General features: G+C 70.9%; 23 protein-coding genes. 8 read left to right on the forward strand and 15 right to left on the reverse strand.

Annotated features, from left to right (window positions below; translation table 11 throughout):
* Nucleotides 1-43: 43 nt before the first annotated feature.
* The 15 genes from N4G63_RS13925 to N4G63_RS13995 all read right to left on the reverse strand — a co-directional run bounded on the left by N4G63_RS13925 (nucleotide 44) and on the right by N4G63_RS13995 (nucleotide 16,850).
* The gene (locus tag N4G63_RS13925; protein ID WP_260786073.1) at nucleotides 44-1,501 is read right to left on the reverse strand and encodes a tail fiber domain-containing protein; all 1,458 of its coding nucleotides are present in this window, start codon (nucleotides 1,499-1,501) and stop codon (nucleotides 44-46) included.
* Nucleotides 1,502-1,559: 58 nt separating this feature from the next.
* Nucleotides 1,560-6,188 (reverse strand): baseplate J/gp47 family protein, encoded by a 4,629-nt coding sequence (locus N4G63_RS13930; protein WP_260786074.1) that lies wholly within the window; start codon nucleotides 6,186-6,188, stop codon nucleotides 1,560-1,562.
* Nucleotides 6,189-6,273: 85 nt separating this feature from the next.
* Entirely contained in the window at nucleotides 6,274-6,708 is a 435-nt protein-coding gene (locus N4G63_RS13935) for a contractile injection system spike tip protein (protein WP_260786075.1), read from the reverse strand.
* 15 nt (nucleotides 6,709-6,723) lie between these two features.
* Nucleotides 6,724-7,146 carry a gp25 family contractile injection system sheath assembly initiator gene (locus N4G63_RS13940; RefSeq protein WP_260786076.1) on the reverse strand — a complete coding sequence of 141 codons (423 nt, stop codon included), beginning with the start codon at nucleotides 7,144-7,146 and terminating at the stop codon, nucleotides 6,724-6,726.
* 5 nt (nucleotides 7,147-7,151) lie between these two features.
* Nucleotides 7,152-7,400, reverse strand: a complete 249-nt coding sequence (locus N4G63_RS13945) for a hypothetical protein (RefSeq protein WP_260786077.1) — start codon at nucleotides 7,398-7,400, stop codon at nucleotides 7,152-7,154.
* Nucleotides 7,401-7,413: 13 nt separating this feature from the next.
* A complete protein-coding gene (locus tag N4G63_RS13950; RefSeq protein ID WP_260786078.1) occupies nucleotides 7,414-9,054 on the reverse strand; it encodes a phage baseplate assembly protein V in 1,641 nt (546 codons plus the stop codon).
* The gene (locus tag N4G63_RS13955; RefSeq protein WP_260786079.1) at nucleotides 9,051-9,791 is read right to left on the reverse strand and encodes a CIS tube protein; all 741 of its coding nucleotides are present in this window, start codon (nucleotides 9,789-9,791) and stop codon (nucleotides 9,051-9,053) included. The genes N4G63_RS13950 and N4G63_RS13955 overlap by 4 nt, the downstream gene beginning before the upstream one ends.
* Before the next feature lie 5 nt (nucleotides 9,792-9,796).
* Nucleotides 9,797-9,988, reverse strand: coding sequence for a DUF5908 family protein (locus N4G63_RS13960; protein WP_260786080.1), 192 nt, complete (start codon nucleotides 9,986-9,988; stop codon nucleotides 9,797-9,799).
* 48 nt (nucleotides 9,989-10,036) lie between these two features.
* Entirely contained in the window at nucleotides 10,037-10,483 is a 447-nt protein-coding gene (locus N4G63_RS13965) for a phage tail protein (RefSeq protein ID WP_260786081.1), read from the reverse strand.
* Between the two features lie 36 nt (nucleotides 10,484-10,519).
* Nucleotides 10,520-10,963: a phage tail protein gene (locus N4G63_RS13970; RefSeq protein ID WP_260786082.1), complete on the reverse strand. Its 444-nt coding sequence runs from the start codon at nucleotides 10,961-10,963 to the stop codon at nucleotides 10,520-10,522.
* Between the two features lie 6 nt (nucleotides 10,964-10,969).
* The gene (locus N4G63_RS13975; protein WP_260786083.1) at nucleotides 10,970-11,437 is read right to left on the reverse strand and encodes a phage tail protein; all 468 of its coding nucleotides are present in this window, start codon (nucleotides 11,435-11,437) and stop codon (nucleotides 10,970-10,972) included.
* A gap of 89 nt (nucleotides 11,438-11,526) precedes the next feature.
* The gene (locus tag N4G63_RS13980; RefSeq protein WP_314599830.1) at nucleotides 11,527-13,191 is read right to left on the reverse strand and encodes a phage tail sheath family protein; all 1,665 of its coding nucleotides are present in this window, start codon (nucleotides 13,189-13,191) and stop codon (nucleotides 11,527-11,529) included.
* Nucleotides 13,192-13,230: 39 nt separating this feature from the next.
* Nucleotides 13,231-13,806, reverse strand: a complete 576-nt coding sequence (locus N4G63_RS13985; protein ID WP_314599831.1) for a contractile injection system cap protein — start codon at nucleotides 13,804-13,806, stop codon at nucleotides 13,231-13,233.
* 195 nt (nucleotides 13,807-14,001) lie between these two features.
* The gene (locus N4G63_RS13990) at nucleotides 14,002-15,012 is read right to left on the reverse strand and encodes a phosphoglycerate dehydrogenase (protein ID WP_314599832.1); all 1,011 of its coding nucleotides are present in this window, start codon (nucleotides 15,010-15,012) and stop codon (nucleotides 14,002-14,004) included.
* The gene (locus tag N4G63_RS13995) at nucleotides 15,009-16,850 is read right to left on the reverse strand and encodes a hydantoinase/oxoprolinase family protein (protein WP_314599833.1); all 1,842 of its coding nucleotides are present in this window, start codon (nucleotides 16,848-16,850) and stop codon (nucleotides 15,009-15,011) included. The genes N4G63_RS13990 and N4G63_RS13995 overlap by 4 nt, the downstream gene beginning before the upstream one ends.
* 180 nt (nucleotides 16,851-17,030) lie before the next feature.
* Between N4G63_RS13995 and N4G63_RS14000 the strand changes: the two genes are divergently transcribed.
* The 8 genes from N4G63_RS14000 to N4G63_RS14035 all read left to right on the forward strand — a co-directional run bounded on the left by N4G63_RS14000 (nucleotide 17,031) and on the right by N4G63_RS14035 (nucleotide 23,181).
* Complete coding sequence (locus N4G63_RS14000) at nucleotides 17,031-17,474, forward strand: Crp/Fnr family transcriptional regulator (protein WP_260786088.1); 444 nt, start codon at nucleotides 17,031-17,033, stop codon at nucleotides 17,472-17,474.
* A 30-nt stretch (nucleotides 17,475-17,504) separates the two neighbouring features.
* Nucleotides 17,505-17,804, forward strand: coding sequence for a helix-turn-helix domain-containing protein (locus N4G63_RS14005; protein WP_260786700.1), 300 nt, complete (start codon nucleotides 17,505-17,507; stop codon nucleotides 17,802-17,804).
* Nucleotides 17,805-18,252: 448 nt separating this feature from the next.
* On the forward strand, nucleotides 18,253-18,954 hold the full coding sequence (locus N4G63_RS14010; protein WP_260786089.1) for a TonB family protein: 702 nt from the start codon (nucleotides 18,253-18,255) through the stop codon (nucleotides 18,952-18,954).
* A 163-nt stretch (nucleotides 18,955-19,117) separates the two neighbouring features.
* Nucleotides 19,118-19,960: a MotA/TolQ/ExbB proton channel family protein gene (locus N4G63_RS14015; protein ID WP_260786090.1), complete on the forward strand. Its 843-nt coding sequence runs from the start codon at nucleotides 19,118-19,120 to the stop codon at nucleotides 19,958-19,960.
* A 93-nt stretch (nucleotides 19,961-20,053) separates the two neighbouring features.
* Entirely contained in the window at nucleotides 20,054-20,482 is a 429-nt protein-coding gene (locus N4G63_RS14020; protein ID WP_260786091.1) for an ExbD/TolR family protein, read from the forward strand.
* A 13-nt stretch (nucleotides 20,483-20,495) separates the two neighbouring features.
* Nucleotides 20,496-20,918, forward strand: coding sequence for an ExbD/TolR family protein (locus N4G63_RS14025; RefSeq protein WP_260786092.1), 423 nt, complete (start codon nucleotides 20,496-20,498; stop codon nucleotides 20,916-20,918).
* A gap of 8 nt (nucleotides 20,919-20,926) precedes the next feature.
* Nucleotides 20,927-22,144 carry a tetratricopeptide repeat protein gene (locus tag N4G63_RS14030; protein ID WP_260786093.1) on the forward strand — a complete coding sequence of 406 codons (1,218 nt, stop codon included), beginning with the start codon at nucleotides 20,927-20,929 and terminating at the stop codon, nucleotides 22,142-22,144.
* 95 nt (nucleotides 22,145-22,239) lie between these two features.
* A complete protein-coding gene (locus N4G63_RS14035) occupies nucleotides 22,240-23,181 on the forward strand; it encodes an MBL fold metallo-hydrolase (RefSeq protein ID WP_314599834.1) in 942 nt (313 codons plus the stop codon).
* Nucleotides 23,182-23,231 lie beyond the last annotated feature (50 nt).

Raw genomic sequence — 23,231 nt, forward strand, 5'->3', positions numbered from 1 at the left:
CTGCAGGATGAGGGTGGTGTGGCGGGGGGCGGGCGGCCGCGGCTCAGGCGCCGCGGGCGGTGGCGACGGCCTGACCGGGCTGACCGGCCGCCACCGCCATCGCTGGGCCCGCGCCGGCGCCCTGCTCCAGCGCCTGCAGCCGGCTTGCCAGCTCCTGCACGGCGTTGATCAGCACCGCCACCAGGCTGTCATAGGACAGGCCCAGCCGGCTGTCGGGCTGCTGCGGATCGTCCACATGCACGGCCTGCGGAATGACGTCGCGCACGTCCTGGGCAATCAGGCCGAGCTGGTCCTGGTCGGTGCGCAGTGCCTTCCAGCGGTAGGCCACCGGCTTCAGGCGCAGCACCTCGGCCAGGCCCAGCTCGAGCGTGCGCACCTCCTGCTTGGCACGCAGGTCGGAGTTCTGGATGAAGCGGCCGTTGACACGCAGGTAGTCGTATATCTCAACGCGCCGGCCTTCGTTGGCGATGCCTGTGCTGCGGCCCAGGATCATCAACGCGTTGAAGTTTTTGGCGTTCTCGATGGCTGCGTAGCCCGCCGTGTTGCCGAAGCCGGTGTGGATGTGGTCGGTTTCGGTGAAGTAGATGTCGGAGCCGCCGGCCACGATCGAACCTTGCACATGCAGCTTGCCGACCGGGCTGCGCGTGCCCACGCCGACGCTGCCCGAGGCCATCAGCGCGATGTGGTCGTCGCCGTCGTTGTTGATGCCGATCTCCAGCGTGCAGGCCTCGCCCGAGCGCGCGAAGTAGCGGATCCAGGCGTTGTCGCCGCTGCCGCCGGCGGGGTCGGTTGGGAACTGGATGCCGCTGTCGGCCGCGCCGCCGAAGCTGGGCATGATGGCGCCGCCGCGCACCTCGAGCTTGGCCCGCGGCTGGTAGGTGCCGATGCCCACGTTGCCGGCGCCGTCGAGCACCAGGTCCTGAAACTCCCAGGGCTCGCGGATGAAGTACAGCCGGTTGTCGTTGACATGGATGGCCCAGTCGCGGTGCTCGGTGTCGATGAAGTCGAGCTGCGGCGCATTGCCCTTGATCACCAGCGCGCCACCGTGGGTGAGCCCTGACGCGGGATCGCGCGCGCTGTTGAAGCTGGTGGCCACCTTCAGCGTGCCGGCCACCTCGAGCCGCGCCTCGGAGCCCAGCGTGCCCACGCCCAGGTTGCCGGTGGCCTGGTCGATGAACAGCCGCGGCAGCCCTTCGGCCGTGGTGAAGCCCAGGCCGGCGCGTGCGCTCTGGGCATTGCGCGGATCGCTGCGCGGGCTCAGCGCCAGGGTCCAGGCCGGCTGCGGATCGGCAAAGCTGCGGTAGAGGTTGAGCAGCTTCTTCTGGCTGCCGTCATCGCCATCGGCCTGCAGGCTCAGCGGCTCGCCGGCCAGCTTGGCGATGCCGTCGTCGCGCTGGTTCAGCCCGGCGCCGATCAGGTCCTCGAAGTTGGACTGCGTGGGCACGGCGTTCTTGACGAAATACGACTCGAGCGTGTCGCGGCCGGGCTTGTCGATCTTCATGCGGGTCTCCTTCGGTGGCAGCGGGATGCGGGGGGCGTGGCGCCTGGGTGGCCGGGTGTCAGGCGACGATGAAGTCGAGCTCGAGCTTCATGTGGCCGATGCCGTCCAGGCCCTCGGCGCGGTAGTCGGCCTGGCCGATGACCAGCAGCTCATGCTGGGCCGCCGGCACCAGCACGCCATCGGGCCGGCCGGGGCTGGCGGCCGGGCCCTGGCCGTCGACGGCGCTGCGGTCGGCGGCCAGGCGCCAGTGGCCGTCGTCGGCGGTGAACAGTCGCAGCTCGGCCACGTAGTCGACCTCGTCGCGCTGCTCGATGAAGTGCAGGATGCTGTTGGCGTGGATGCGCCCGCCGATCACCAGATCGCTGCCCTCGGCCCAGGCCCAGGGCGCGAGGTGGCGGTTCAGGGCGTCGTTGATGCGCTGCAGCGCCGGGCCTTCGTCCACCCCCGGCCGCAGGCGGATGCCGCAGCGCAGCTTCAGCAGCACCACATGCGGGTTGATCACGCGCAGCCGCGCGCCGGTGGGCAGGCGCTCGGTGAGAAAGGCGGCGATGTCGCGGATCTGGTCGGCCGGCACCTTGGGCGACGAGGGGTCGAAGGGCTGGCGCTGCACCATGTCGGGCACCACCACCACGGTGACCGTGCCCGGTGGCGGCGCCAGCGCCGGCTCGAACTCGTCGGCACGCAGACAGCGCACCTTGTGCAGCTGCGCAAAGTGCTCGAGCACCAGGCGCTCCACGTCCCAGGGGGTGAGCGCACGGCCGCGGTGGCGCAGGCGCTCGCTGGCGCGCACGCGAAAGGCCGCATCGTCTTCGGCCGGGCGGCCGCCAAAGGCGCTGTAGGGCTGTTGCAGCGCCGCCAGGCCGGCCAGCGGCGCCAGCGGGGCGGCAATGCTGTGGGCCGGCAGCGGCCCGTCGCGCAGCGTGGCATCGGTGTCGGCATCGGCATCGGCATCCGTGTCGGCATCGGGGTCGGCACCGCTGTCGACATCACCGCCGTGCGGCCCGGCCGGCAGCTGGCGCTCGGCCAGCACGGCATCGGGGTGCACGCCCAGCACCTGGCACACGCCGCGGCTGCCTTGCGCGGCGGCCACGCGCAGCCACAGCAGCGGCGCCGCACCATCGGCGCCCGGCAGCAGCGTGCTGGGCTGCACCGCCGGCAGCGCCAGCTCCACGATGCCGGCATGGATCAGGCCGTGCGTGCCGTCAACCAGCAGGCCACTGCTGTTGGCGCCAGCCTGCCCGGCAGCCTCGGTGCCCTGACCCGCCGCGCCACCCTGGCCCTGCAGCGACTGCCAGCGGTTGGCGCTGAGCACGCTCCACTGCAGGGCTGGCGGCGCGACATCGGGGTCGGCACTGCCTTCGGCCAGTTGCAGCAGCAGGCTCAGGCGCTGCGGCGGCCGCGCGCCGGACAGGCCGATGTAGAGCTCGCCTTCGTCGTCATAGGCCGGCAGCAGCGCGGCCCCCGCGGCCAGCTCGGCCGTGCCCGGCGCGGTGCTGCCGAAGGGGTGCAGGTGCAGCAGCTGCAGCAGCGCTTCACGCGGCTGACCGGCGGCGCTGCGGCCCAGGGCCGGCACCGCCCGCTCGATGCTGGCGCTGTAGTCGACCAGCAGGCGCTTGAGCTTGGGCGTGTAGGGGGCGTTGACCTGGAAGCTGGCCGCGTCCAGCCCCTCGCGCCGCGCCGCGATGGCAGCGGCCAGCTGCAGCGATTTTTTCAGCGCCTGACCCGGGTAGACCGCGTGCTGGAAATCGCCCGCCAGCTCCCACACCAGGCAGCGCGGCCACTCGCCCACATCGCTGGCCAGCGCCTCGGGCACCTGGGGCCAGGCGGGCGTGCCGGGGTCGGGCAGCGGCGTGACCTGCTGCTGCACCGCATCGGCCGTGCTGCCGTCGCCAAACAGGCGCATCAGGCGATCGGCCGGGCTGAACAGGCGCCCGTCGCGCAGGCCCACACGGGCCGTGAACGAGGCCGCCTTGAGGGCGCCCTCGTAATTGGCGTAGTGCGCGTCCAGCGCGGCCGGCGCGCCCATCCACTCGAAACGAAAGCCCACGCTGTCCAGCGGCTTGCAGGCCAGCTCGGCATGGCCGATCTGCAGGCGCGCGCCCGCCGCGGGCTGGAAGCCGAAGGGCTCGAAGGGCTTGCGGGCGTCGAGCACCGCGTCGTCGTTGCGCAGCAGCAGCGAGGCCAGGCCCGACACGCCGACGCTGAGCTTCACGCGCTGCAGGCGCAGGCGGCGCAGCAGGGTGTAGGGGCTGGTCCAGGCCTCCAGCACATCGTCCCACACCGGGCGCAGCATCAGCCGCAGCACCGGCGTGGCCTGGTTCAGGCCGTGCACGGCCAGGCGCGGTGCGGCGCTGGCCGGCTGGCGCGGGCCCAGCTCGAGGCCCAGGCGCAGCAGGCGCAGGCCCGTGGTGTCAACGCCGGGCACGGCCGGGTAGCCGCCCATGCCGCCAGCCGGGCCCGGCGAGGCGCCCGCGGGGTTGGCCGCCGCCGGCAGCCAGTCAAGCGTGACCTGCTGCGGCGTCTCCCAGCCTTTTTCAGTGCTGATCTGCACCAGCCAGGGCAGTTGGGTGGCGCTGTGGCCCTGGCCCTCGGGTGGCGCCATCAGGCGGCGCAGGGCTGCGGCGTCAAAGGCCGCGGCGGCACCGTCAAAGCCCAGCAGCAGCTGCACCGTGCGCTGGCCTTCGGCCAGCCACAGCAGCGGCGAGGCAAAGGCGCAACCCAGCAGCTCGGCCGGCGGCTGTGCGGCACGCGCCGCCGCCACCTGGCCAAAGGGTGGCCAGCGCGACGCGCCCGGCGTGGCCGCCGCTGCGGCAGGCGCGGCCTGCCGGGCATCGGCCAGCGCATGCAGCCAGCGCCACTGCACCTGCTGCGGTGGCTCGGGCACGAAGTTCTCGCGGTTGCGCTGCGCCACCTCCAGCACCCCCAGCAGGCGCAGCCAGGTGGCGTCGTCGAGCGGCTGGCCGGCCTGGGCGCGGGCCACGGCCTCGCCGTCGTCGGCGCGCACGCCAAAGGCGCCCAGCCGGGCCAGCGCCTCGGCCGCGGGCAGCGCATCGCCCAGCACCACGGCCAGCAGCGCGGCCATGGCCACCGCCGGCTGGCCGGCCTGGCGCCCGGCCGCGGCGGCCTGGGCCAGCAGCGCGCGCCGGCGTTCGTAGACCCGGCTCTCGTGGGCCTCGGCCATCAGCTCGAACACCCGCACCCAGTCGGCCGATTCCAGCGGCGGCAGGCGCTGGCCGACCCCCATGACGAAGTGCAGGCGCTCGGCCGACATGGCGGCCCAGCGCTCGATGCCTTCGAATGCGGCATGAAAGCCGTCGAGCCCGGCATCGGCCACCGCGCCCACCGGGTGGCTGCGCAGATCGAGCGCCACGGCCAGCCACTGCGCCACATCGCGCCGGCGCCGCTGCTCGGCGGGCAGCTGCCAGTCGGGGCTGGCGCGCTTGCGGCGGGCAGCGGCCTCGATCAGCCGGGCGATCTCGGCCCAGGCGCCTTCGATCTGCAGGCGCGCCAGCATCATGCGGCGAAAGTCGTCAAGCGACAGCCGCAGGCGCTGCTGCACAAAGGCCTGCACGTCGGGGCGGGTGGGCAGCGCCGCCAGCGCCTGCTCGGCGCTCTTGACCTCGGGCAGGCCATCGTAGAAATGGGCGTAGCCCGCGGCATCGAGTCCCAGCGCGCGCGCCAGGTTGGCCTCGAAATCCTGCACCTCGCCGGCGGCATAGGCCTGGCCGGGCCGCACCGCGGCCGCCACCTGCGCCAGCACGGCCGCCACCGTGGCGGCCTCGCCGGCCTCGCGCTCCTGGCGCTGGCGGCGCAGGCGCATCAGCTCGCGGTAGTCATCGAGCAGCGGCATGGCAAAGGCGTCGATCACGCGCTGCACCACGGCGGCAGCGGCCTGCAGCGCGTTGAAGTCGATCTCGGGCCGCTGGCCGCTGGGCACCGCCGGAATGCCGGGCACGATGGGCGCCGGCAGCGCATCACCCGGTGCCGGCTGGCCCAGCGCGATGCGCCACATGGACACAAAGGCCTGCTGCCGCGTGCCGCTGACCCGGTGCGCAAAGGCCGCCTCGCGCAGGCCGGTGCGGCGGATGTCGGCGTGCAGGCTGCGCAGCTGGGCCACCTGCAGGCCGCTGACCACCAGATCGGCCTGCGTGGTGTAAATGCGCTGGCGACCGGCCGCGTCCTGGCCGGCATCGAGCGCGGTGCCGGCCGGCAACAGCAGGCGCTGCGCCGTGGCCTCGGCCTGTGCCAGCACATGCAGCCGGTCGGGCAGCGCCGGCCGGCGCTGCAGGCGCAGGGTGTCGCGGTAGAGCAGCGCCAGATGGCGCGCGCTGATGCCGTTGATGGCCGCGCGCGTGCGCCCCAGCAAGGCCACAAAGGCCAGCAGCAGCGCCACGTGCGGACGGCTCAGGCGCTCGGGCAGCGGGCCCGGCAGCCGCGGCCCGGGCGGCGCCTGCTGCAGCAGCGCCGCGGCGGCGGCCAGCGCGGCGTCATCGTCGCCCAGCAGGCCGCGCCAGTCGGCGCTGTCGCTGCCGTCGGCCTCGTCGGTGAACACCAGTTCACGGGCATAGGCCCGCACAAAGGCCAGCCAGTCGTGCGCGCCGCGGGGGTCGAGCACGGCATGGGCCGGGTCGAGCTCGGGCCAGTGGCGGGCCGCCTGGCTGGTGCCGTCGGACGCAAGTGCGGGCATGGTGGGCGTGTGGCGCGGTGCGTCGGTGAAAAAAGGGGTGGGGTGATCGGGGCGGAGATCGGCGCTGGGCGGTTGACGCGGCGGCTCAGGTGGCCTTGACCTTGAGGTTGGTGCTGACAAACTGCCCCTGGCCGCTGTAGCTGGGGCTGCCGTCGGGCACCGGTGCGCCGGGCCCGGGTGGTGGCTGCATGGCCGGCACCTGCACCTCGAACCGGGCGTTGAACATGGCGCCCTTCAGCAGCATGGGCTTGCCGCCGGTGTGGCAGTGCTGGGCCTTCTGGTTGGCGGCCAGGCTGGCGATCTTGAGCGTGCCGCTGCCGGGGATGCAGTACTGCGGCGTCATGTAGCTGCAGCCGGGCACCGACACGCTGCTTTCGTCGCCGTCCACGCAGATCTTCTTGCCACCCGCGGTGGCCGGGCCGCTGGCCCGCAAGCGCCCGGGCTGCACCACCACCAGGGCCGCGCCGAACATCGGCACGAACACCGCCTGGTCACCATCGATCAGCACCGTGTCGAGCATCTGCGGCCCCTGCCCTCACCCGCCGTCGAGCGGGCGCACCGCCTCGTCGACATGGAAGGGCCACACCATGTTGAAGCGCGAGTTGGTGGCGCGCACGGTGTAGTCGACCGCCACCACCAGCACGCCCTCGTCGGCCCGCTCGGTGCCCACCTCCACGCTGTTGAGCTGCACCCGCGGCTCGTATTCGAGGATGGCGTCGCTGACCAGATCGCGCACCTGGCCCACCAGCGAGGGCGTGATCTCGGCAAACAGAAACTCGGCCAGATCGCAGCCATAACGCTCGAGCAGCACCCGCTCGCCGCGGCGCGTGGCCAGCAGGATGGCCAGGCTCTCGGCCACATCGTCGGTGCCGCTGGCCATGGCCACGCCCTCGCCAGCCGCGGCAAAGCGCGGCGGAAAAGCCCAGCCGCGGCCGAGAAAGGCGTCGGCGCCGGCCATGCGGCTCAGCCCTGCCCGCCCTGCAGGCCCGGCAACTGCGCCGCGGCCTGGGCCTGGATGCGCCCGACCAGCGCGTACACCCGCGCAAAGGGCAAGGCGCCCACGGCTTCGAGCAGCAGGTTCACGTCGTCGAGCGACAGCTGCAGCTGAAGCACCGGCGCCGCAGTACCCGGGTGGGCGGCCGCCTGGGCCGGCGTGTGGGTGGCCGTTTGTGTGGCCGCTTGCGTGGCCGATGCAGGAAGAGGTGCGTTCATGGTGGCGGGTTCCTTACTTCAGGTCGATCTTGGCGCCCTTGACGGTGACGTTGCCGCTGGCCTCGAGGCTGAGGTCCTTCACCGACTTGATGCGCACGCCGTCCTGGTCCAGCACGATCTGGTTGCCGTGGCTGTCCTCGAGCGTGATGGCCTTGGCGTCGTCGTCGAGCAGCACCTGGTGGCCGGCGGGGGTCTTGAGCAGCAGGCTCTTCTTCTTGTCGTCGAGCACCAGCTGCAGGCCGCTGCGCGTGGCAAAGCCCGACAGACTGTCGTCGGCGCTGTCATCGAGCACGGCCTTGGGTGGCTCGTGGCCGGGCCCGTGCAGGCTGCCCAGCACCACCGGCTGGCGCGGGTCGCCGTGCAGGCAGGCCAGCACCACCTGGTCGTTGACGGCCGGGCGCAGCTGCCAGCCGCGCTCCTTGCCGGCCACCGGCGCGGCCACCCGCGCCCACAGCGTGACCGGCGGATCGTCGGTGCCCAGCAGCTTGACCTGCACGCGAAACTGGCCATCGGGGTCGCCATGCACCTGGGTCACCACGCCCAGGCTCAGCCCGGTGTCGGGCGGGTTCAGGCCGGCCGCCGCGGGCGAGGCCAGGCCTTCGGCGCGGTGGTGCGGCTTGGCGGGCAGGCCCAGCTGCAGATCGGTGAGCCACAGGCCGTTGGCGATGCGGTGGGCCAGGCCGGTGATCGGCACGGTGCCGGCAAAGCGCTGGCCCATGCCCTCGAGCGACATGCCGGCCAGCAGCGCCGCCTTGGGCAGGCCTTGCACGGTGACACGGCCGCGCACGGCGGCCAGCTCGGCGCGCGTCAGCACGGCGTCGGCCCAGGCGGCCAGTTCGTCGCTGTGCGCGGGCGCCAGCGCGGCCAGGGTTTGCGGCGGGCCGCTCAGTGCCCGGGCCAGGCTGGCGCTGCGCGAATCACCGGGCGCCAGCGTGGGCGGTGACCTGCCCTGGGCACTGGCCAGCTTGCCGCCAGGCAGATCCCAGCCGGTGGCCGAGACCCGGGAGCTCGCCGCCAGACCGTCGATTTCGAGCGAGAAGTCGACCACCAGATCGAGGCCCAGGCGCAGCGCGAAGTCGGCCCGCGCCGGAGCCTCGAGCTTGCGCCAGGACAGCTGACCGTCGTGGGCCAGCACCACGCAGCCATTGGCCTCGGCCCGGGTGACCAGAAAGTCCCAGTCGGTGCAGTCGAACTGCACCAGGGCCGGATGCTGGTAGGCCGTGGCGTCCACACGCCCGGTCTTCAGGCTCGCAGCGCGCACCAGCTTGCTGAACACGGCGCTGTCGGCCTGCTTCTCGAACAGCGCGGTGTGGCGGCCCTGCGTGAGCTGGTGGGCCATGTCGCGCAGCTCGATGCGCAGCGTGCCGCCCTGCGGGTTCGCCTCGACGGCATGGCGCACCACCGGCCCGCGAAACAGCGTGACCTTGGTGGACGGATCGTCCGTGTAGCCCGCGGTGATCTCCACCTGCTTGCCCACCGCAAACACCGCGCTGTCGCTGATCGGGAAGGTGCCCGCAGGCGGATCACCGTCGATGAACAGCAGTTGCGCCGAGGGCAGCCGGTTGAGCTCGCGGCGCACATCCACCGACAGCAGCGAGATCGACGGATCGACCGCCTGGCCTTCGCTGAGGATCTGGACATCGACAACGCTCATGATGCCGTGCGGCCTGCTCCGCCCGCGCCCGCGGCGGGCAGCAGGGGCTTGAACAGCAGCGTCATGCCTGGCGCCAGCACCCGAAAGTCATCGAGCCCGTTGTCGCGCGCCACCTTCAGGTAGTGGCGCGACGAGCCGTAGATCTCGTGGCACAGCAGCGGCAGCGTGTCGCCGGCCTTCACCACGCGGGCGTGGGTGAGATCGGGCGAGTTCTTGCCGGCCTCGCGAAAGATCTTCTTGGCACTCTTGTCCTCGACCAGCTGCACATCGAGCTCGGCGCGCAGCGGATCGCCCGATTCGTCGAACAGCGTGTAGCGGATGTCCAGCTTCTTGAGCCGGCAGTCGAAGCTGAATTCGCCCCAGCGCACCCGCAGGAAATGCGGCTCGTGGATGTCGCCGTTCATGCGCAGGCACAGCTTCTCGAAGCGGGCGATGTCCTTCCTGACGCTGGGCGGGTCGAGCATGGCCGACAGGCCGATGCGATCGACCCCGGTGCCGTCGAACACCAGCTTCAGGCCCAGCTTGCCGGGCGGCGTGTAGGCATAGCGGGCGGGTCGCCCCGGCGTGTTCAAGCCTTGCAGCGTGGCCGAGTCGTAGGCCACCTCGTGGCTGCGCTCGAGGCTGGTGGGGTTGAACATCACCTCCATGCGCGGCGGATCGGCCGGCTTGCCGCGATCAACATCGCGGTAGGCCTCGATGCGCAGCTTCTCCAGCTTGAAGAGCGATGGCAGGCCCATGCTGCTCAGCGCTCGCGCTGCCGGGCCAGGATCTGCAGCACCTGGCGCACGCATTCCTGCACCAGCGCCTGGGTGTCGAAGGGCGGGCCGTCGGCGCCCGGGTGCTGCGCCTGCTCGGCCGGGCTGCTGGACGGCGCGCTGCCGTCGTGCAGGCCGACCTGGGTGCGGATGACCAGTTCCTTGATCTCGATGGGCATGGGGCAATGACTCGGCTGGGGCGTTGAGCAAGGGGGCTGCGGCGGCGGCTACAGCCGCATGGGCTGCATGCGGGTGTAGGCCAGCTCCAGCGTGTCGATCACCAGGCCGGGCTCGCTGGCATCCAGGTCGGAGGTGGCCCACTTGACCGGCCAGGCCTTCATGAACAGCCAGGCGGCCAGTGGCGCGTTGTCGGCCGACAGCAGCGTGATCAGCACGTTGGAGGTCAGGAACTTGAAGCTGCTCAGGCTGGCGTTGAACTCGAGGCTCAGCGGCGAGCCGATGACCATGCCGCGCTCGAGCACCAGGTTGCCGTGGCGCACGCCCTTGGGCAGCTGCAGCTGGTAGGTGTTGGCGCCACCCTGGGGCAGCACTTCGGTATCGACATCGATGGCCAGGCCCGACACCCGGCGAAAACGCAGGTCAATCGGATTGGGCACCGCCCCGCCGGCCAGAAACAGCACGGCAAAGCGCATGCCGAGAATCGGTTCAGCCATCGCCGTGCTCCGTGGGCCCTGCCAGACTGGCGCCGGCTAGACCGGCTGCACGCGGATGCCGCAGGCCATCAGCGTGAGTGTCTCGACCGCGGCCTCGCCGCCCGCCGCCTGGAAGCTGGGGGCCTCGATCTTGACCAGGTAGGCGCGCTGCACATGCCACTGCAGCACCGGCGTGCCGGTGTGGTCGCACATCGACACGGTGAGCGTGCGCCGCTCGGCCGACTCGAGCCACTCGTACAGCGCATTGAGGCCGGCCACCACGCCGCGCTTGCACACCAGCGGCGCAAAGACCTCGTGGCGATAGACCACGATGTCCTCACCCTCCACATGCGACAGGCCGTGCCGGTAGGTCTGGGTGCGCCATTCGCGCAGCAGGCCGCTCACCTCGGTGAAGGCCAGGGACTGGCCGCCGACATCGACGCGGAAGTTGTAGATCGCCAGCGGATAGGCCGCGGCCTGCTGCGCGATGCTGTGGGCCATGGCCGGTCAAGCCTGTTCGATGATCAGCGCGTCGGCGGTGAGCTGCATGGTCTCGATCGCCACATCGTTGGCGCTGGCGGTGAAGGCCGGCGCATCCAGCTGGGTGGGAAAGGCGTTGATCACCTTCCAGCTGATCACCGGCGTGCCGGTCTCGTCGCACAGGCGCACCACCAGGTCCTTCTTGACCACGCGGTTCAGCGCCACCGTGCTGATCCAGTCGTACAGCACGGCCACGCTGACCCCGGTGACCACGCCCTTCTTCAGCGTGAGCGTGGTCACCTTGGGCTTGCCGGGCATGTACATGATGCGCGGGCCGGGGCCGGCGGTGGCGCTCTCGATGTGGGTGATGGTGTCGTAGGCGATGTTCAGCCCGGTGACCTCGGAGAAGCCCACGGTCTGGCCGTCGATCTCGACGCGGAAGTTGTAGACCGGCAGCGGGTACGCGGCCTTGATCTGGTCCTTGGTCATGGCCATGGCGGGCCTCCTCGGTGTTCGGGTTGGGCGTGGTCAGGCGTATCAGGCGCCGGCTGGTGCGGGCCGCGCAGCGGCCGCGGCCGCCGGCATCACTCGGTCTGCAGCTTGTGCGAAAAGCGCAGCACCACAAACTCGGCCGGCCGCACCGCGGCGATGCCGATCTCGACGATCAGGTAGCCGTTGAGCACGTCCTGGGCGGTCATGGTGCTGCCCAGGCCCACGCGCACGAAGTACGCCGACTCGGGCTTGGCGCCGGCCAGCGCACCGCGCTCCCACAGGCCGTAGAGGTAGCTCTCGATCATCGCCTTAACCTTGAGCCAGGTGGTGGCGTCGTTGGGCTCGAACACCGCAAAGGCCGAGGCCTTGCGCGCCGATTCCTCGATCATGATGAACAGGCGCCGCACCGACACATAGCGCCATTCGTTGTCGTTGCCGGCCAGCGTGCGTGCGCCCCACACCAGGGTGCCCTTGCCGGTGAAGGCGCGGATGGCGTTGACCGACTTGCCGGCCGTGGCGTCGATGTTCAGGCCTTCCTGCTCCTCGTCGGTGATCTTGCTCACCGGGCCCAGCACGGCCAGCACGCCCACATTGGCCGGCGCCTTCCACACCCCGCGCTCGCGGTCCACGCGGGCATAGATGCCGGCCATGGCGGCGCTGGGCGGCAGCGTCACGCGCTGCATCTCGAGCAGCGCGCGCACGTTGTTGTAGAAGGCCGTCTCGGTGTTGCGGATCGAGGCCAGGGTCTCGCCCGGCGCCGCCGGCAGCGTGATGGCCGCGCGCGGCAGATCGGCGGCGGCGATGAGGCCGCTGCCGTCGCCCAGCTTCTGCAGGTCAAAACCGCCCGCGCCGCCGGTGGCCTTGAAGGCCGTCCAGGCGGCGAGCAGGTCGTTGCCGGTCTTGCTGTTGGCGTCGACGATGGTCAGCAGCCCGCCGGCCACGGTGAAACTGGCCGCCGTGGTCTTGCGGCCGAAGTTGACGGCCACGCCCGGGTTGCTGCCCGGTGTGCCGCTGAAGCTGACATTCACGCCGTTGGCGGTGCCCAGCACCAGGCTGCCGCTCACATGGGCCAGCCGCGCCGGGTTGCTGCGCGTGATCTCGACCGCCGCCTCGTCGTACTCGGCGGCCATCGAGGTCTGCAGGTACGGGTGATAGGCGGCGCCGTACATCAGGTTGGCGGCCAGGTTGGCATCGTTGCGGAAGGCCTGCACCGCGCCGCCCTGCACATCCAGGATGGTGAAGCGGTCGCCCAGCTTGCGGCACTGGGCCAGCGCCTCGCCGCACACCGCGTAGTAGCTGGCCGAGGGCAGCAGCATCGCGGCATCGGTCAAGACCAGCAGCGTCGGCTCGTCTTCTTTCTCCAGCGCGGCCAGGCCGGCCGAGAAGCGCCCCTGCGTCGGGGCATTGCCGTAGTGGCCCACCGACACCACGTAGCAGGGGCCGCCCCCGTTCTTGAAATAGTGCGCCAGCGCGTAGTACAGGCTGAACGGGTTGGCCGGCGGCACGGCCGCCACGCCGGGCGGCAGGCCGGCCGAGGCCGGCTCGGTGACGCTGAACCGCGCGCGCTGCGCACCGCCAAAGGCGCTGCGGTAATCCAGCAGCGTGCTGATGCGCAGCACCTTGGGCGGCGCGGTATCGGCCGGCCCGGTCTCGGTGTAGCCAACGAAGGCCGGCACCGCGGTGGCCACCTCGGCCACCGAAGGGGGCAGCGTCGAGATCTCTTCGATGTAGACGCCGGGGGTCCTGTAGACGGGCATGTCTCGCACTCCGTTCGGTGGGTGGGGTTCGGGGGTGGATCAGGCGTCGCGCCGGTGGGCGTGCACCACGGTCTGCTCGATGCGCGGCGGCGTCAGCGCCGCCGGATCACTGAGCACCACCATGCGCACCCGGTACAGCACCGAGGGCTGGTAGTGCACGCGCAGTGCGCTCCAGATGTTGTTCTGCTCGTGCTGGGGCTGGTTCACCAGCTCGATCACCAGCTTGTCGATGGCGGCGGGCAGCGCCGGGGTGTTTTCGCGGTCGAACACCGGCTGCCCCTGGAAGAAGCGCATCACCAGGGCCAGCTGGTTCAGCCCCAGCGCATAGCCCTTGAAGCGGGCCACGAACAGCACATGCAGGTTGAGCCGCAGATCGGGCATCACCCGCTGCTGGCGGCCGTCGGGGCCCACGCGCAGCCAGGGGTCGGGGGCCCGCACGCTGGTCTCGGGCTCGAGGTTGATCAGCAGGATGGAGATCGCGTTGAGGCGGAAATCCACCGTGTCGGCCTTGTCGCCGTCGATCAGCTGGGCGCGGTCTTCGGGGGAGTCGTCACCCACGGCTGCCGCGGCAGCATGCAGGTAGGCATCGAGCCGGTCGCGCAGCAGGACGAGCACGTCGCCAAACATGGTCGGGCAGACCTTTCCGGCGCCAGGCGCCTTGGTTTCCGCCTTCGCGGCTGGCTGGCCGGGAATGCACGGGTCGGAGGAATTGTGTGGACAGCGTCACATTTCCCACCACCCCCTAACTCGCGCTGACATCCTGCCCGGGCCCCGGCGCATCCCGCGCCGAGGTGAAAAGCGCCTGCCGCTTCAGGCGCGTGGGCGGCCGTCGGCGATCACGCAGCCAGCCGGCACCTGCCCGCCGTCGAGCACCGCCACGACGCATTGCGCGGCGATGCGGTTGGTGCGGCCGAGCCCCTCGTGCGTCGACGCGCCCGAGTGCGGCGTGGCGACGACATTGGGCAAGGCGATCAGCGCCTGGGTCGTGCCGGCATGGGCCGGGTCGGACTCGCTGAGAAACACGTCGAGCCCGGCGCCGGCAATCGCGCCGGACTGCAGGGCCGCGAGCAGCGCCGCGTCGTCCACCAGGCCGCCGCGGGCGGTGTTGATCAGCACCGCGGTCGGCTTCATGCGCGCCAGCGCCTGGGCGTCGATCAGCAGGCGCGTTGCGGGCGTCAGCGGGGCATGCAGGGTGACGACATCGCTGTGGGCCAGCAGCTGCGCCATGTCGACATACGTGACGTTGTGCTGCCGCGCCCACGTCGCGTCCTGCTGCTGCGACACCGCCAGGATGCGGGCCTCAAAGCCCTGCAGCCGCTGCACCACGCTGCGGCCGATGCGGCCCAGCCCGACGATGCCCACGGTCTTGCGGTACAGGTCGGCCCCGGTCAGGATGGCCCAGGAGCCCGCGTTCATCTGCATCTGCGATTCGCGCAGGCGATGCTGGACCGCCAGCATCAGCGCCAGCGCGTGGTCGGCCACGCTGGCGTCGTTGCCGCCCGCCGCGATGGTGGCCACCTTGCCCAGATCGGCCACCGCGGCGGTGTCCACGCGCTCGTAGCCCACGCCGCGGCGCGCGATGACCTTCAGCCCGGGCAGCCGCTCGAGCAAGGCCCGGGTCACCCGCGCATGGCCGACGATCCAGCCGTCGGCCTGCGCCAGCACCTGGGCAAGGGTGTCTTCGGCGAGCTCGCCGTCCGCCTTGCCGGGCGGCAGTTCGGCCAGGCGAACCTCGCACCGCTGGGCCTGCAGGTAGGCGATGGTCTCCTCGTCAAAAAATCTCTGCGTGACCACCACGGTCCGCGGCTTGTTGTCGCTCATGCCGATGCCTCCAGTGCCGTTGCGGTGCCTGCCTGCCTGGCGCCCGGCGCGCCGTGTTCGATGTCAACCACCAGGTTGTAGTGGCCGTCCACCGTGAAGCGGCAGTCGGGGCCGAGGCTGCAGCTCGACTCGCGCTCCTCCACCACGGCCGGGCCGCTCAGCTGCACGCCCGGCCTGAGCCGGTAGCGGTCGTAGACCCTGGCCTGGGTGACGCCGTAGCCGTCGAAATACACCTCGCGCGTGCCGCGCAAGGCTTCGCCTTCGGCGCTGGCGTAGGCCAGCGTGATGTCCTGCTCCGGCAGCGCGGCGGCCAGGCGCCAGTTCACCGCCTCGATGGCCACGTCCTTGACCACCCGGCCGAAGCGCTCAAGGTAGGCGGCCTGGAATGCCTGCCTGATCTGGGGGAGGTGCGACTCGTCCAACGGCCCGGCGGGCAGCGCCACGGTGACCTCGAAGCCCTGGCCGACATAGCGCATGTCGGCCATCCACCGCACGGTGATCGCATGGCCGCCCTGGTTCGCCCGTTGCAGCAGATCGCGGCTGGCGGCTTCCATCTGCGCGAACAGCGCGTTCACCACCTGCCAATCGGCGCGCTCCAGGCGCGTCACGTAGCCCCGCACGTCGTCCACGGCAGGCGCCGCGACGAGGAAGCCCAGCGCCGAGACGACGCCGGCGCCAATCGGCACGATCAGGCGCGGCACCTTGAGCAGGCGGGCCAGCGCATAGCCGTGCACCGCACCGGCGCCGCCGAACGCGAACAGCGCATGCGCCCGCGGGTCCTTGCCCTTCTCGGCGAGGTGCATGCGCGTGGCGGCGGCCATGGTCTCGTTGGCGATGGCCTGGATGCCCCGGGCGGCGCCCATCGCGTCGATGCCCAGCGGGGCACCCAGACGATCCTGCATCGCCTGGCGCACCGCCTCCAGCGACAGGTCGAGCTCGCCGCCCAGAAAGAACCTCGGGTCGAGGTAACCCAGCATCAGGTCGGCGTCGGTCACCGTGGGCTCGGTGCCGCCCAGGCCATAGGCCACCGGGCCGGGCTCGGAGCCGGCGCTGCGCGGGCCGACCTTCATCAGCCCGTTGGCATCCACCGCGGCGATCGAGCCGCCACCGGTGCCGATCTCGATCAGGTCGATCACCGTGAGCTTCAGCGGCAGGCCCGAGCCCGGCTTGAACTTGCGGATGCGGCCGGCCTCGAACTCGTGCTTCAGGTTGGGCCGGCCGTTCTCGATCAGGCACATCTTGGCGGTGGTGCCGCCCATGTCGAACGAGATCAGGCGGTTTTCGCCAAGCTGGCGCGCCATGTAGGCGGCCGCCATGGCGCCGGCCGCGGGGCCGGACTCGATCAGCCGCACCGGGAACCGACGGGCATCGTCGAGGGTGGTGATGCCGCCGCCGGACAGCATGATGTAGAGCTCGCCCTGGAAGCCGATGTCGGCCAGGTCCTGGCCGAGCCGGCTCATGTAGGCATGCACGCGGGGCTGCACGTAGGCATTGACGCAGGCGGTGTTGGTGCGCTCGTACTCGCGGATCTCCGGCGCCACATCGGACGACAGCGTGACCAGCAGCCCGGGATAGAGCGCACGAACCGCGTCCAGCGCCTGACGCTCGTGCGCCGGGTTGCGATAGGCGTGCATGAAGGCGATGGCCAGCGCCTCGATCTGCTCGGATTCGACCAGCCACCGCACCTCGCGCACGACATCGTCCACGCTCAAGGGTTCGAACTCGACGCCGCTGGCCAGCATCCGGCCCGCGATCGGGCGGCGCAGCCGGCGCGGCACGATGACCGGCACCGCTGTCAGAAACAGGTCGTCCACGTCGTAGCGGCTCTCGCGGCCCATTTCGATTCAATCTGCATCGGTGTGCTTTCGTCGGGGATGATGGCGCGCAGCGTAGTTCGGGCCCTCCCCCGGACAACGCCAGAATTCTTGCAATCCGCGGGTATGCCCGACATCTCGTTCGGCGATGCCGGCCATCGCAGACCTCGCTGCCCTGCCCTGCCCTTGCTCTGGCCCTTGCCCATGCCGTCCATCGCCTTGCCCACTGCCTCGATCGCACGCGTGCTGCTGCTCAATCCGTGGTTTGCCGCACTGGACGCCGACACGCGCAACGATCTTGTCGCAGCGGCCGAGCCGGTGCAGCTGCCGCGCGGCGGCGTGGTGTTCCGGCAAGGCGAGCTCAGCACCGGCTTCTACGGCCTGGTGCATGGCGCGCTGTGCGTGTCCACGGTGTCCGAAACCGGGCGCGAGGCCGTGCTCACGGTGCTGGAGCCTGGGCACTGGTTCGGCGAGGCCTCGGCGCTCGACGGCCTGCCGCGCAGCCACGATGTGGTGGCCTGCAGCGATGCCCGGCTGCTGCGGGTCGGGCGCGACGACTTCAACCGCCTGATGCTGCGCAGCGGTTTCGCCCGCGCCATCGCGTTGCTGCAGGCGCACTACCTGCGCACCGTGTTCGCCATGCTCTAGGACGCCACGCTGCGCTCGACGCGGGGCCGCATCGCCCGCCGCCTGCAGCGCCTGGCGCTCGGCGACGCCTCCAGGCACTCCGAAGACCGGCGCGTGCTGCGGATCACCCAGGACATGCTGGCCATGATGATCGGCATCACCCGCCAGACCCTGGCGCTGGAGCTCAAGGCCATGGCCCAGGCCGGCGCCATCCGCATCGGCTACCGGCGCATCGAGATCCTGTCGATGACCCAGCTCGACGAGTTGGCGGCGTGCCCGGGCCCGACCGACAGGCCGGGCCTGCTGCGGCCGGCAGCCGCCCCCTGCCCCGGCGCTTCGCCAGGCGGTTAGTGGCCCAGGCCGCTGTTGACCCGAGGTGCGCCGTGCACCACATTGCCGCCATGCGCCGGGCGGCCGCAGGCCGAACCCGACCAGCCGCAGCGAACCAAATTGGTGCCATGCGGCTCAGGCCCGCACGGCGTTTTCAAAGGCAAGCAGATGCACGACACCGCCCGATGGTGGGCCGGCCCGACGACAATCGGCACCCGGTACCCCAGCCCGGCCCACCAGCCCGCCACACTGGCACAAAGCATGCTTTCCAGTGCAGCTTCACCCGCCGGTGGGGCCCCTCAGACCAGGGCCGTACCTGTAGGGTGTTGCCCCAAGCGGATGTAGTATTCTTTCAGGCTATATTGCCTTTCTCGCAGCAAATGAGGCTGCAGGCGGCTCAAGAGGCTGCTTTTCGAACTGTAGTCACAGCGTCCCGCAGCCATCAGGTGGGTCGTCTGGAGGATCAAGAGTGGATTACGCTTCCCAGCAACGCAACCCCGGTAAGCACACCGTCGGGCTTGGCATCGTCGTGCTCCTGCACGTGGTGCTGGGTTGGGCCCTGATGAACGGCCTGGCACGCAAGGTGGTCGAGGTCATCAAGGCCCCGATCGAGACCAAGATCATCGAGGAGGTCAAGCCGCCTCCGCCGCCGCCGCCCGAGAACCTGCCGCCCCCGCCCAAGATGGCCGCTCCGCCGCCGTCCTTCGTGCCGCCGCCGGAAATCCAGGTGGCCACGCCGCAGCAGGCCCCCACCATCACCGTCACCCGCGACGCGCCGCCCCCGGCACCGGTCACGCTGGCCCCGGCCCCCGCCCCGGTGGCTGCGCCGCCGGCACCGCCCGCGCCGCCGGCACCGCCGGCCCGGCCGCGTGTTCCGCAGCCGCGCGTCGATGTGGCCAAGTGCGTCAACTACGACGACTACCCGGCCGCAGCCCTGCGCGCCGAGGCCTCGGGCACCACGCGTCTGCGCCTGTCGGTGGATCCGGCCGGCGTCGTCACCAAGGCCGATGTCATCGGCTCGGCCGGCCCGACGCGTGAACATCGCCTGCTGGACCGCGCCGCGGTCACGCAGATGGCTTCGGGCTCCTGCAAGGGAACCGCCGCCACCGATGACGCCGGCAAGCCGATCCTCGCCACCATCGACGTCGACGTCGTCTGGCGTATCCAGTGACCCACGGCGCGCCGCCGCACCGGTGCCATCGGCCGGTTGACGGCCGGCAGGTTTCTGCGGGCCGGCAGCGCCAGTTCATCCCCCTCGAGCCACTCTTCGAGATTTCCTCTCAGTCTTCCGGCAGCACCACCCCCGCTGCCCTTGTTACCTGTTGGAGCCACCCATGTCCTTGATGCAATCCGTGCGCGCGCCGCTGGCCGCAGCCCTGCTGGCGATCGCTGCGATCGCCACCACCGCCCTGCCCGAGACCGCGCAGGCGCAGGCTTCGGCCCCCGCGGCCGAGGCCTCGGCCCCCGTCGCCGCCCCCGAGGCCGCGGCGCTGCCTGCCGCCACCACCACCAAGGAAGAGGTGCTCAACCCCTACGGCCTGGAAGCCATGTGGAAGCACGGCGACATCGTCGCGCGCAGCACCCTGATCATCATGATCATCATGTCGATCAGCACCTGGTACGTGATGTTCACCAAGCTGTGGGAACAGTCCAAGCTGCTCAAGGCCGGTCGCGCCGTGGGCGAGTCGTTCTGGAAGTCGCCCTCGATGAAGCAGGCCGCCCACTCGCTCGAAGAGCGCAGCGCCTTCCGCTACATCGCCGAGAGCGGCGTCAAGGCCGACGAGCACCATGAGGGCACGCTGGTCGAGCAGATCGACCGCCACACCTGGATCTCGATGAGCATCGAGCGCGCCGTCGGCAACATCCAGAGCCGCCTGCAGGACGGCCTGGCCCTGCTGGCCACTGTCGGCTCCACCGCCCCGTTCGTGGGCCTGTTCGGCACGGTGTGGGGCATCTATCACGCGCTGACCGCCATCGGCATCAGCGGCCAGGCGTCGATCGACAAGGTCGCCGGCCCGGTGGGTGAAGCACTGATCATGACCGCCATCGGCCTGGCCGTCGCGGTGCCCGCGGTGATGGGCTACAACTGGCTGATCCGCCGCAACAAGAGCGTGATGGAGCAGGTGCGCGCGTTCTCGGGCGACGTGCACAACGTGCTGCTGGCCGGCAAGCGCTGATCCACCGACCATGACAGGCCATGGGCCGCGCCGCGTTGCCACGGCAGCACGCGCGGCCCATGGCGTTTGATTTCCCGCAATAGGAGCATTGCCATGGGCATGGCAGTCGGATCGCCGGACGGCGAAGAAGACGCAATGAACTCGGCCATCAACACCACCCCGCTGGTGGACATCATGTTGGTGCTGCTGATCATCTTCCTGATCACCACGCCGGTGATCACCCAGAGCGTCAAGCTCGAACTGCCCAAGGAACGCAACGTCCCCACGCAGACCAAGCCGGAGAACATCCTGCTGGCCGTGAACAAGGAAGGCGATCTGTACTGGGCAACCAAGCGCTACGCGGACATGGACTCGCTGGTGGCCGACCTGAAGAAGGAAGCCGTGCGCGACCCGCAGCCCGAAGTGCACATCCGCGGCGACGAGGCCGCACGCTACGAGATGGTGGGCCGCCTGGTCGTGGCCTGCCAGCGTGCCGGCATCGCCAAGGTGGGGTTCATCACCGAACCGCCGCCCAACAACTGATAGGAGTCGACCCATGGCCATGCAAGTGGGTGAGCAAAGCGACGACGGGGTGATGATCGACATCAACACCACGCCGCTGATCGACGTGATGCTGGTGCTGATCATCATGCTGATCATCACCATCCCGATCCAGACGCACGCGGTCAAGATGAACATGCCGGTGGGCCCCAGCTCGCCGGTGACCAAGCAGCCCACGGTGCACCGCATCGACGTCGACTTCGACGGCACCATCGGCTGGGACGGCGTGGTGGTGGCCGACCGTGCCGAGCTGGAAGCCAAGCTGGCCCAGGTGGCCGCCCAGCCCGACCAGCCCGAGGTGCACCTGCGGCCCAACAAGCTGGTCGAGTACAAGGTCGTGGCCATGGTGATGGCCAGCGCGCAGCGCCTGGGCGTCACCAAGATCGGCCTGGTCGGCAACGAGCAGTTCATGCAGTGAGCCCTGCGATGACCAAGATGCACGCCACCATTGCCGGCACCCTGCTGGCCCTCACGCTGGCCACCGGCACGGCCCACGCCCAGTCGCTGCGCCCTGAAGTGGGCAAGCCGCTGCAGCAGGCCTACGAACTGATCAAGGCCGGCAAGGGCAAGGAAGCGCTGGCCAAGGTGCGCGAGGCCGAGGCCGCGCCCAACAAGACCGCCGCCGAGAGCCTGCAGATCGACCGCATGAAGGCCGCCGCCGCGCAACGCGCGGGCGACCACGGTGCGGCCGTGCAGGCCCTCGAATCGCTGTACGGCAAGACCTCGGGCGGCGAGCAGGGCCAGGTGGCCGAGCAGATCGCCTCGGCCTATGCCCAGCTGCGCGACAACGCCAAGGCCTCGCAGTGGATCCAGAAGGCCCAGGCGGCCGGCAACAACAGCGCCTCGCTGAAGCAGCTGCAGGGCTATCTGCAGGGCGCCAGCGGCGACTACGCGGCCATCGCCAAAGAGTCGGCGGCGGCCGTGGCGGCCGCCGAGCAGGCCGGCAGGCGCCCTGAAGAAGGCGACCTGCTGCGTCTGGCCGATGCCCAGTCGCGCACCGGCAACCCGGCGGGCCAGACGGCCACGCTCGAGAAGCTGCTGAGCCACTACCCCAAGAAGGACTACTGGGCCGCCTACCTGGGCCGCGTGCGCAGCAAGCCCGGTTTTGCCGACCGCTTCACGCTCGATCTGATGCGCCTGAAGCTGGCCACCGGCAACCTCAGCTCGACCGCCGACTTCATGGAAATGGCCCAGCTGGCCATCCAGGCCGGCAACCCCGCCGAAGGCAAGGCCGTGGTCGACAAGGGCTTCGCCGCCGGCGCCCTGGGCACCGGTGCCGAGGCCGAGCGCCACAAGCGCCTGCGCGCCCTGGCCGAGAGCCGCGACACCGAGTCCAAAGCCTCGATCGAGCAGCGCGCCACGGCCGCCGCTGCGCAGAAGGACGGCAATGAGCTGGTGGCCCTGGGCTACACCTACGTCACGATGGGCCAGGCCGACAAGGGCATCGGCCTGATCGAGCAAGGCATTGCCAAGGGCGGCCTGAAGCGCCCCGAGGACGCCAAGCTGCGCCTGGGCCAGGCCCTGCTGCTGAGTGGCAAGCACAAGGCCAAGGCCGTGCAGACCCTGCGCGGCGTGCGCGGCACCGACGGCGTGGCCGACATCGCGCGCCTGTGGGCCCTGCAGGCCAGCCACAACGGCAGCTGAACGCTGCGCGACAGACGGCGGCGCCGGGCCGCCGCGACAATGCCAGGGCAGGGTTCATCCCCTGCCCTTTTTCATTGCCCGAAAGAAACCCGCGCATGGCCCTGCCCTATCTGCACGACCTGGGCGATGGCATCCACGCCATCGACACCGGCTTTCACCGCGACCACTTCGACGCGGCCTACCTGATGGTGCACAACGGTCATGCGCTGTTCGTCGACACCGGCACCAACTTCTCGGTGCCACGCCTGCTGGCCGCGCTGGACGATCTGGGCCTGCCGCGTGCGGCGGTGGACCATGTGATTCCCACCCATGTGCACCTCGACCACGCCGGCGGCGTGGGCCTGCTGATGCAGCAGCTGCCGCGCGCCACCGTGCTGGCGCACCCGCGCGGTACGCGCCACATGGTCGATCCGGCGGCGCTGTACCAGGGCGCCCTGGCGGTCTACGGCCAGGCCGAGATGGACCGCCACTACGGCCAGCTGCAGCCGGTGCCCGCCGAGCGGGTGATGGCCACCGGCGATGGCCAGGTGCTCGACTGGCATGGCCGCCGGCTCGAGTTCATCGACACGCCCGGCCATGCCCGCCACCACCACTGCCTGTGGGACGAGGCCAGCCGCGGCTGGTTCACCGGCGACACCTTCGGCCTGAGCTACCGCGAGTTCGACACCCCGCGCGGCGCCTGGATCATGCCCACCTCGACGCCGGTGCAGTTCGAGCCCGAGGCGATGAAACGCTCGATCGACCGGCTGATGGCGCGCCAGCCGCAGGCCATGTACCTGACCCACTACAGCCGCGTGACCGACCTGCCGCGCCTGGCCGGCCTGCTGCACACACAGATCGACGCCATGGTGGCCCTGGCCACGCCGCTGCGCCAGGCCCCGGCGCGCCATGCCGCGCTGCTGGCCGGCCTGGGCGCGCTGTATGGCGAGCAGCTGCAGCGCCATGGCGTGGCCGATGTGGCCGCCGGCCTGCAAGGCCTGGCGCTGGACATCGAGCTCAACGCCCAGGGCCTGGGCATCTGGCTCGACCGCAGCTGATCACCAGCCGCGCCGCGCACCCATGAAAAACGGGCCCCGCGGGGCCCGTT

This window comes from Aquabacterium sp. OR-4 (assembly GCF_025290835.2).
In the GTDB taxonomy this organism is placed as follows: domain Bacteria; phylum Pseudomonadota; class Gammaproteobacteria; order Burkholderiales; family Burkholderiaceae_C; genus Pseudaquabacterium.

Excerpts from the sequence above, each read along its gene's own strand:
- N4G63_RS13980 (WP_314599830.1), bottom strand. The coding sequence starts at position 13,191 with ATGCCCGTCTACAGGACCCCCGGCGTCTACATCGAAGAGATCTCGACG.
- N4G63_RS13955 (WP_260786079.1), bottom strand. The coding sequence starts at position 9,791 with ATGGGCCTGCCATCGCTCTTCAAGCTGGAGAAGCTGCGCATCGAGGCC.
- N4G63_RS13990 (WP_314599832.1), bottom strand. The coding sequence starts at position 15,012 with ATGAGCGACAACAAGCCGCGGACCGTGGTGGTCACGCAGAGATTTTTT.
- N4G63_RS13965 (WP_260786081.1), bottom strand. The coding sequence starts at position 10,483 with ATGGCTGAACCGATTCTCGGCATGCGCTTTGCCGTGCTGTTTCTGGCC.
- N4G63_RS13960 (WP_260786080.1), bottom strand. The coding sequence starts at position 9,988 with ATGCCCATCGAGATCAAGGAACTGGTCATCCGCACCCAGGTCGGCCTG.
- N4G63_RS13935 (WP_260786075.1), bottom strand. The coding sequence starts at position 6,708 with ATGCTCGACACGGTGCTGATCGATGGTGACCAGGCGGTGTTCGTGCCG.
- N4G63_RS14035 (WP_314599834.1), top strand. The coding sequence starts at position 22,240 with ATGGCCCTGCCCTATCTGCACGACCTGGGCGATGGCATCCACGCCATC.
- N4G63_RS14030 (WP_260786093.1), top strand. The coding sequence starts at position 20,927 with ATGACCAAGATGCACGCCACCATTGCCGGCACCCTGCTGGCCCTCACG.
- N4G63_RS14020 (WP_260786091.1), top strand. The coding sequence starts at position 20,054 with ATGGGCATGGCAGTCGGATCGCCGGACGGCGAAGAAGACGCAATGAAC.
- N4G63_RS13995 (WP_314599833.1), bottom strand. The coding sequence starts at position 16,850 with ATGGGCCGCGAGAGCCGCTACGACGTGGACGACCTGTTTCTGACAGCG.
- N4G63_RS13945 (WP_260786077.1), bottom strand. The coding sequence starts at position 7,400 with ATGAACGCACCTCTTCCTGCATCGGCCACGCAAGCGGCCACACAAACG.
- N4G63_RS14015 (WP_260786090.1), top strand. The coding sequence starts at position 19,118 with ATGTCCTTGATGCAATCCGTGCGCGCGCCGCTGGCCGCAGCCCTGCTG.
- N4G63_RS13930 (WP_260786074.1), bottom strand. The coding sequence starts at position 6,188 with ATGCCCGCACTTGCGTCCGACGGCACCAGCCAGGCGGCCCGCCACTGG.
- N4G63_RS13940 (WP_260786076.1), bottom strand. The coding sequence starts at position 7,146 with ATGGCCGGCGCCGACGCCTTTCTCGGCCGCGGCTGGGCTTTTCCGCCG.
- N4G63_RS14025 (WP_260786092.1), top strand. The coding sequence starts at position 20,496 with ATGGCCATGCAAGTGGGTGAGCAAAGCGACGACGGGGTGATGATCGAC.
- N4G63_RS13970 (WP_260786082.1), bottom strand. The coding sequence starts at position 10,963 with ATGGCCCACAGCATCGCGCAGCAGGCCGCGGCCTATCCGCTGGCGATC.
- N4G63_RS13925 (WP_260786073.1), bottom strand. The coding sequence starts at position 1,501 with ATGAAGATCGACAAGCCCGGCCGCGACACGCTCGAGTCGTATTTCGTC.
- N4G63_RS13950 (WP_260786078.1), bottom strand. The coding sequence starts at position 9,054 with ATGAGCGTTGTCGATGTCCAGATCCTCAGCGAAGGCCAGGCGGTCGAT.
- N4G63_RS14000 (WP_260786088.1), top strand. The coding sequence starts at position 17,031 with ATGCCGTCCATCGCCTTGCCCACTGCCTCGATCGCACGCGTGCTGCTG.
- N4G63_RS13975 (WP_260786083.1), bottom strand. The coding sequence starts at position 11,437 with ATGGCCATGACCAAGGACCAGATCAAGGCCGCGTACCCGCTGCCGGTC.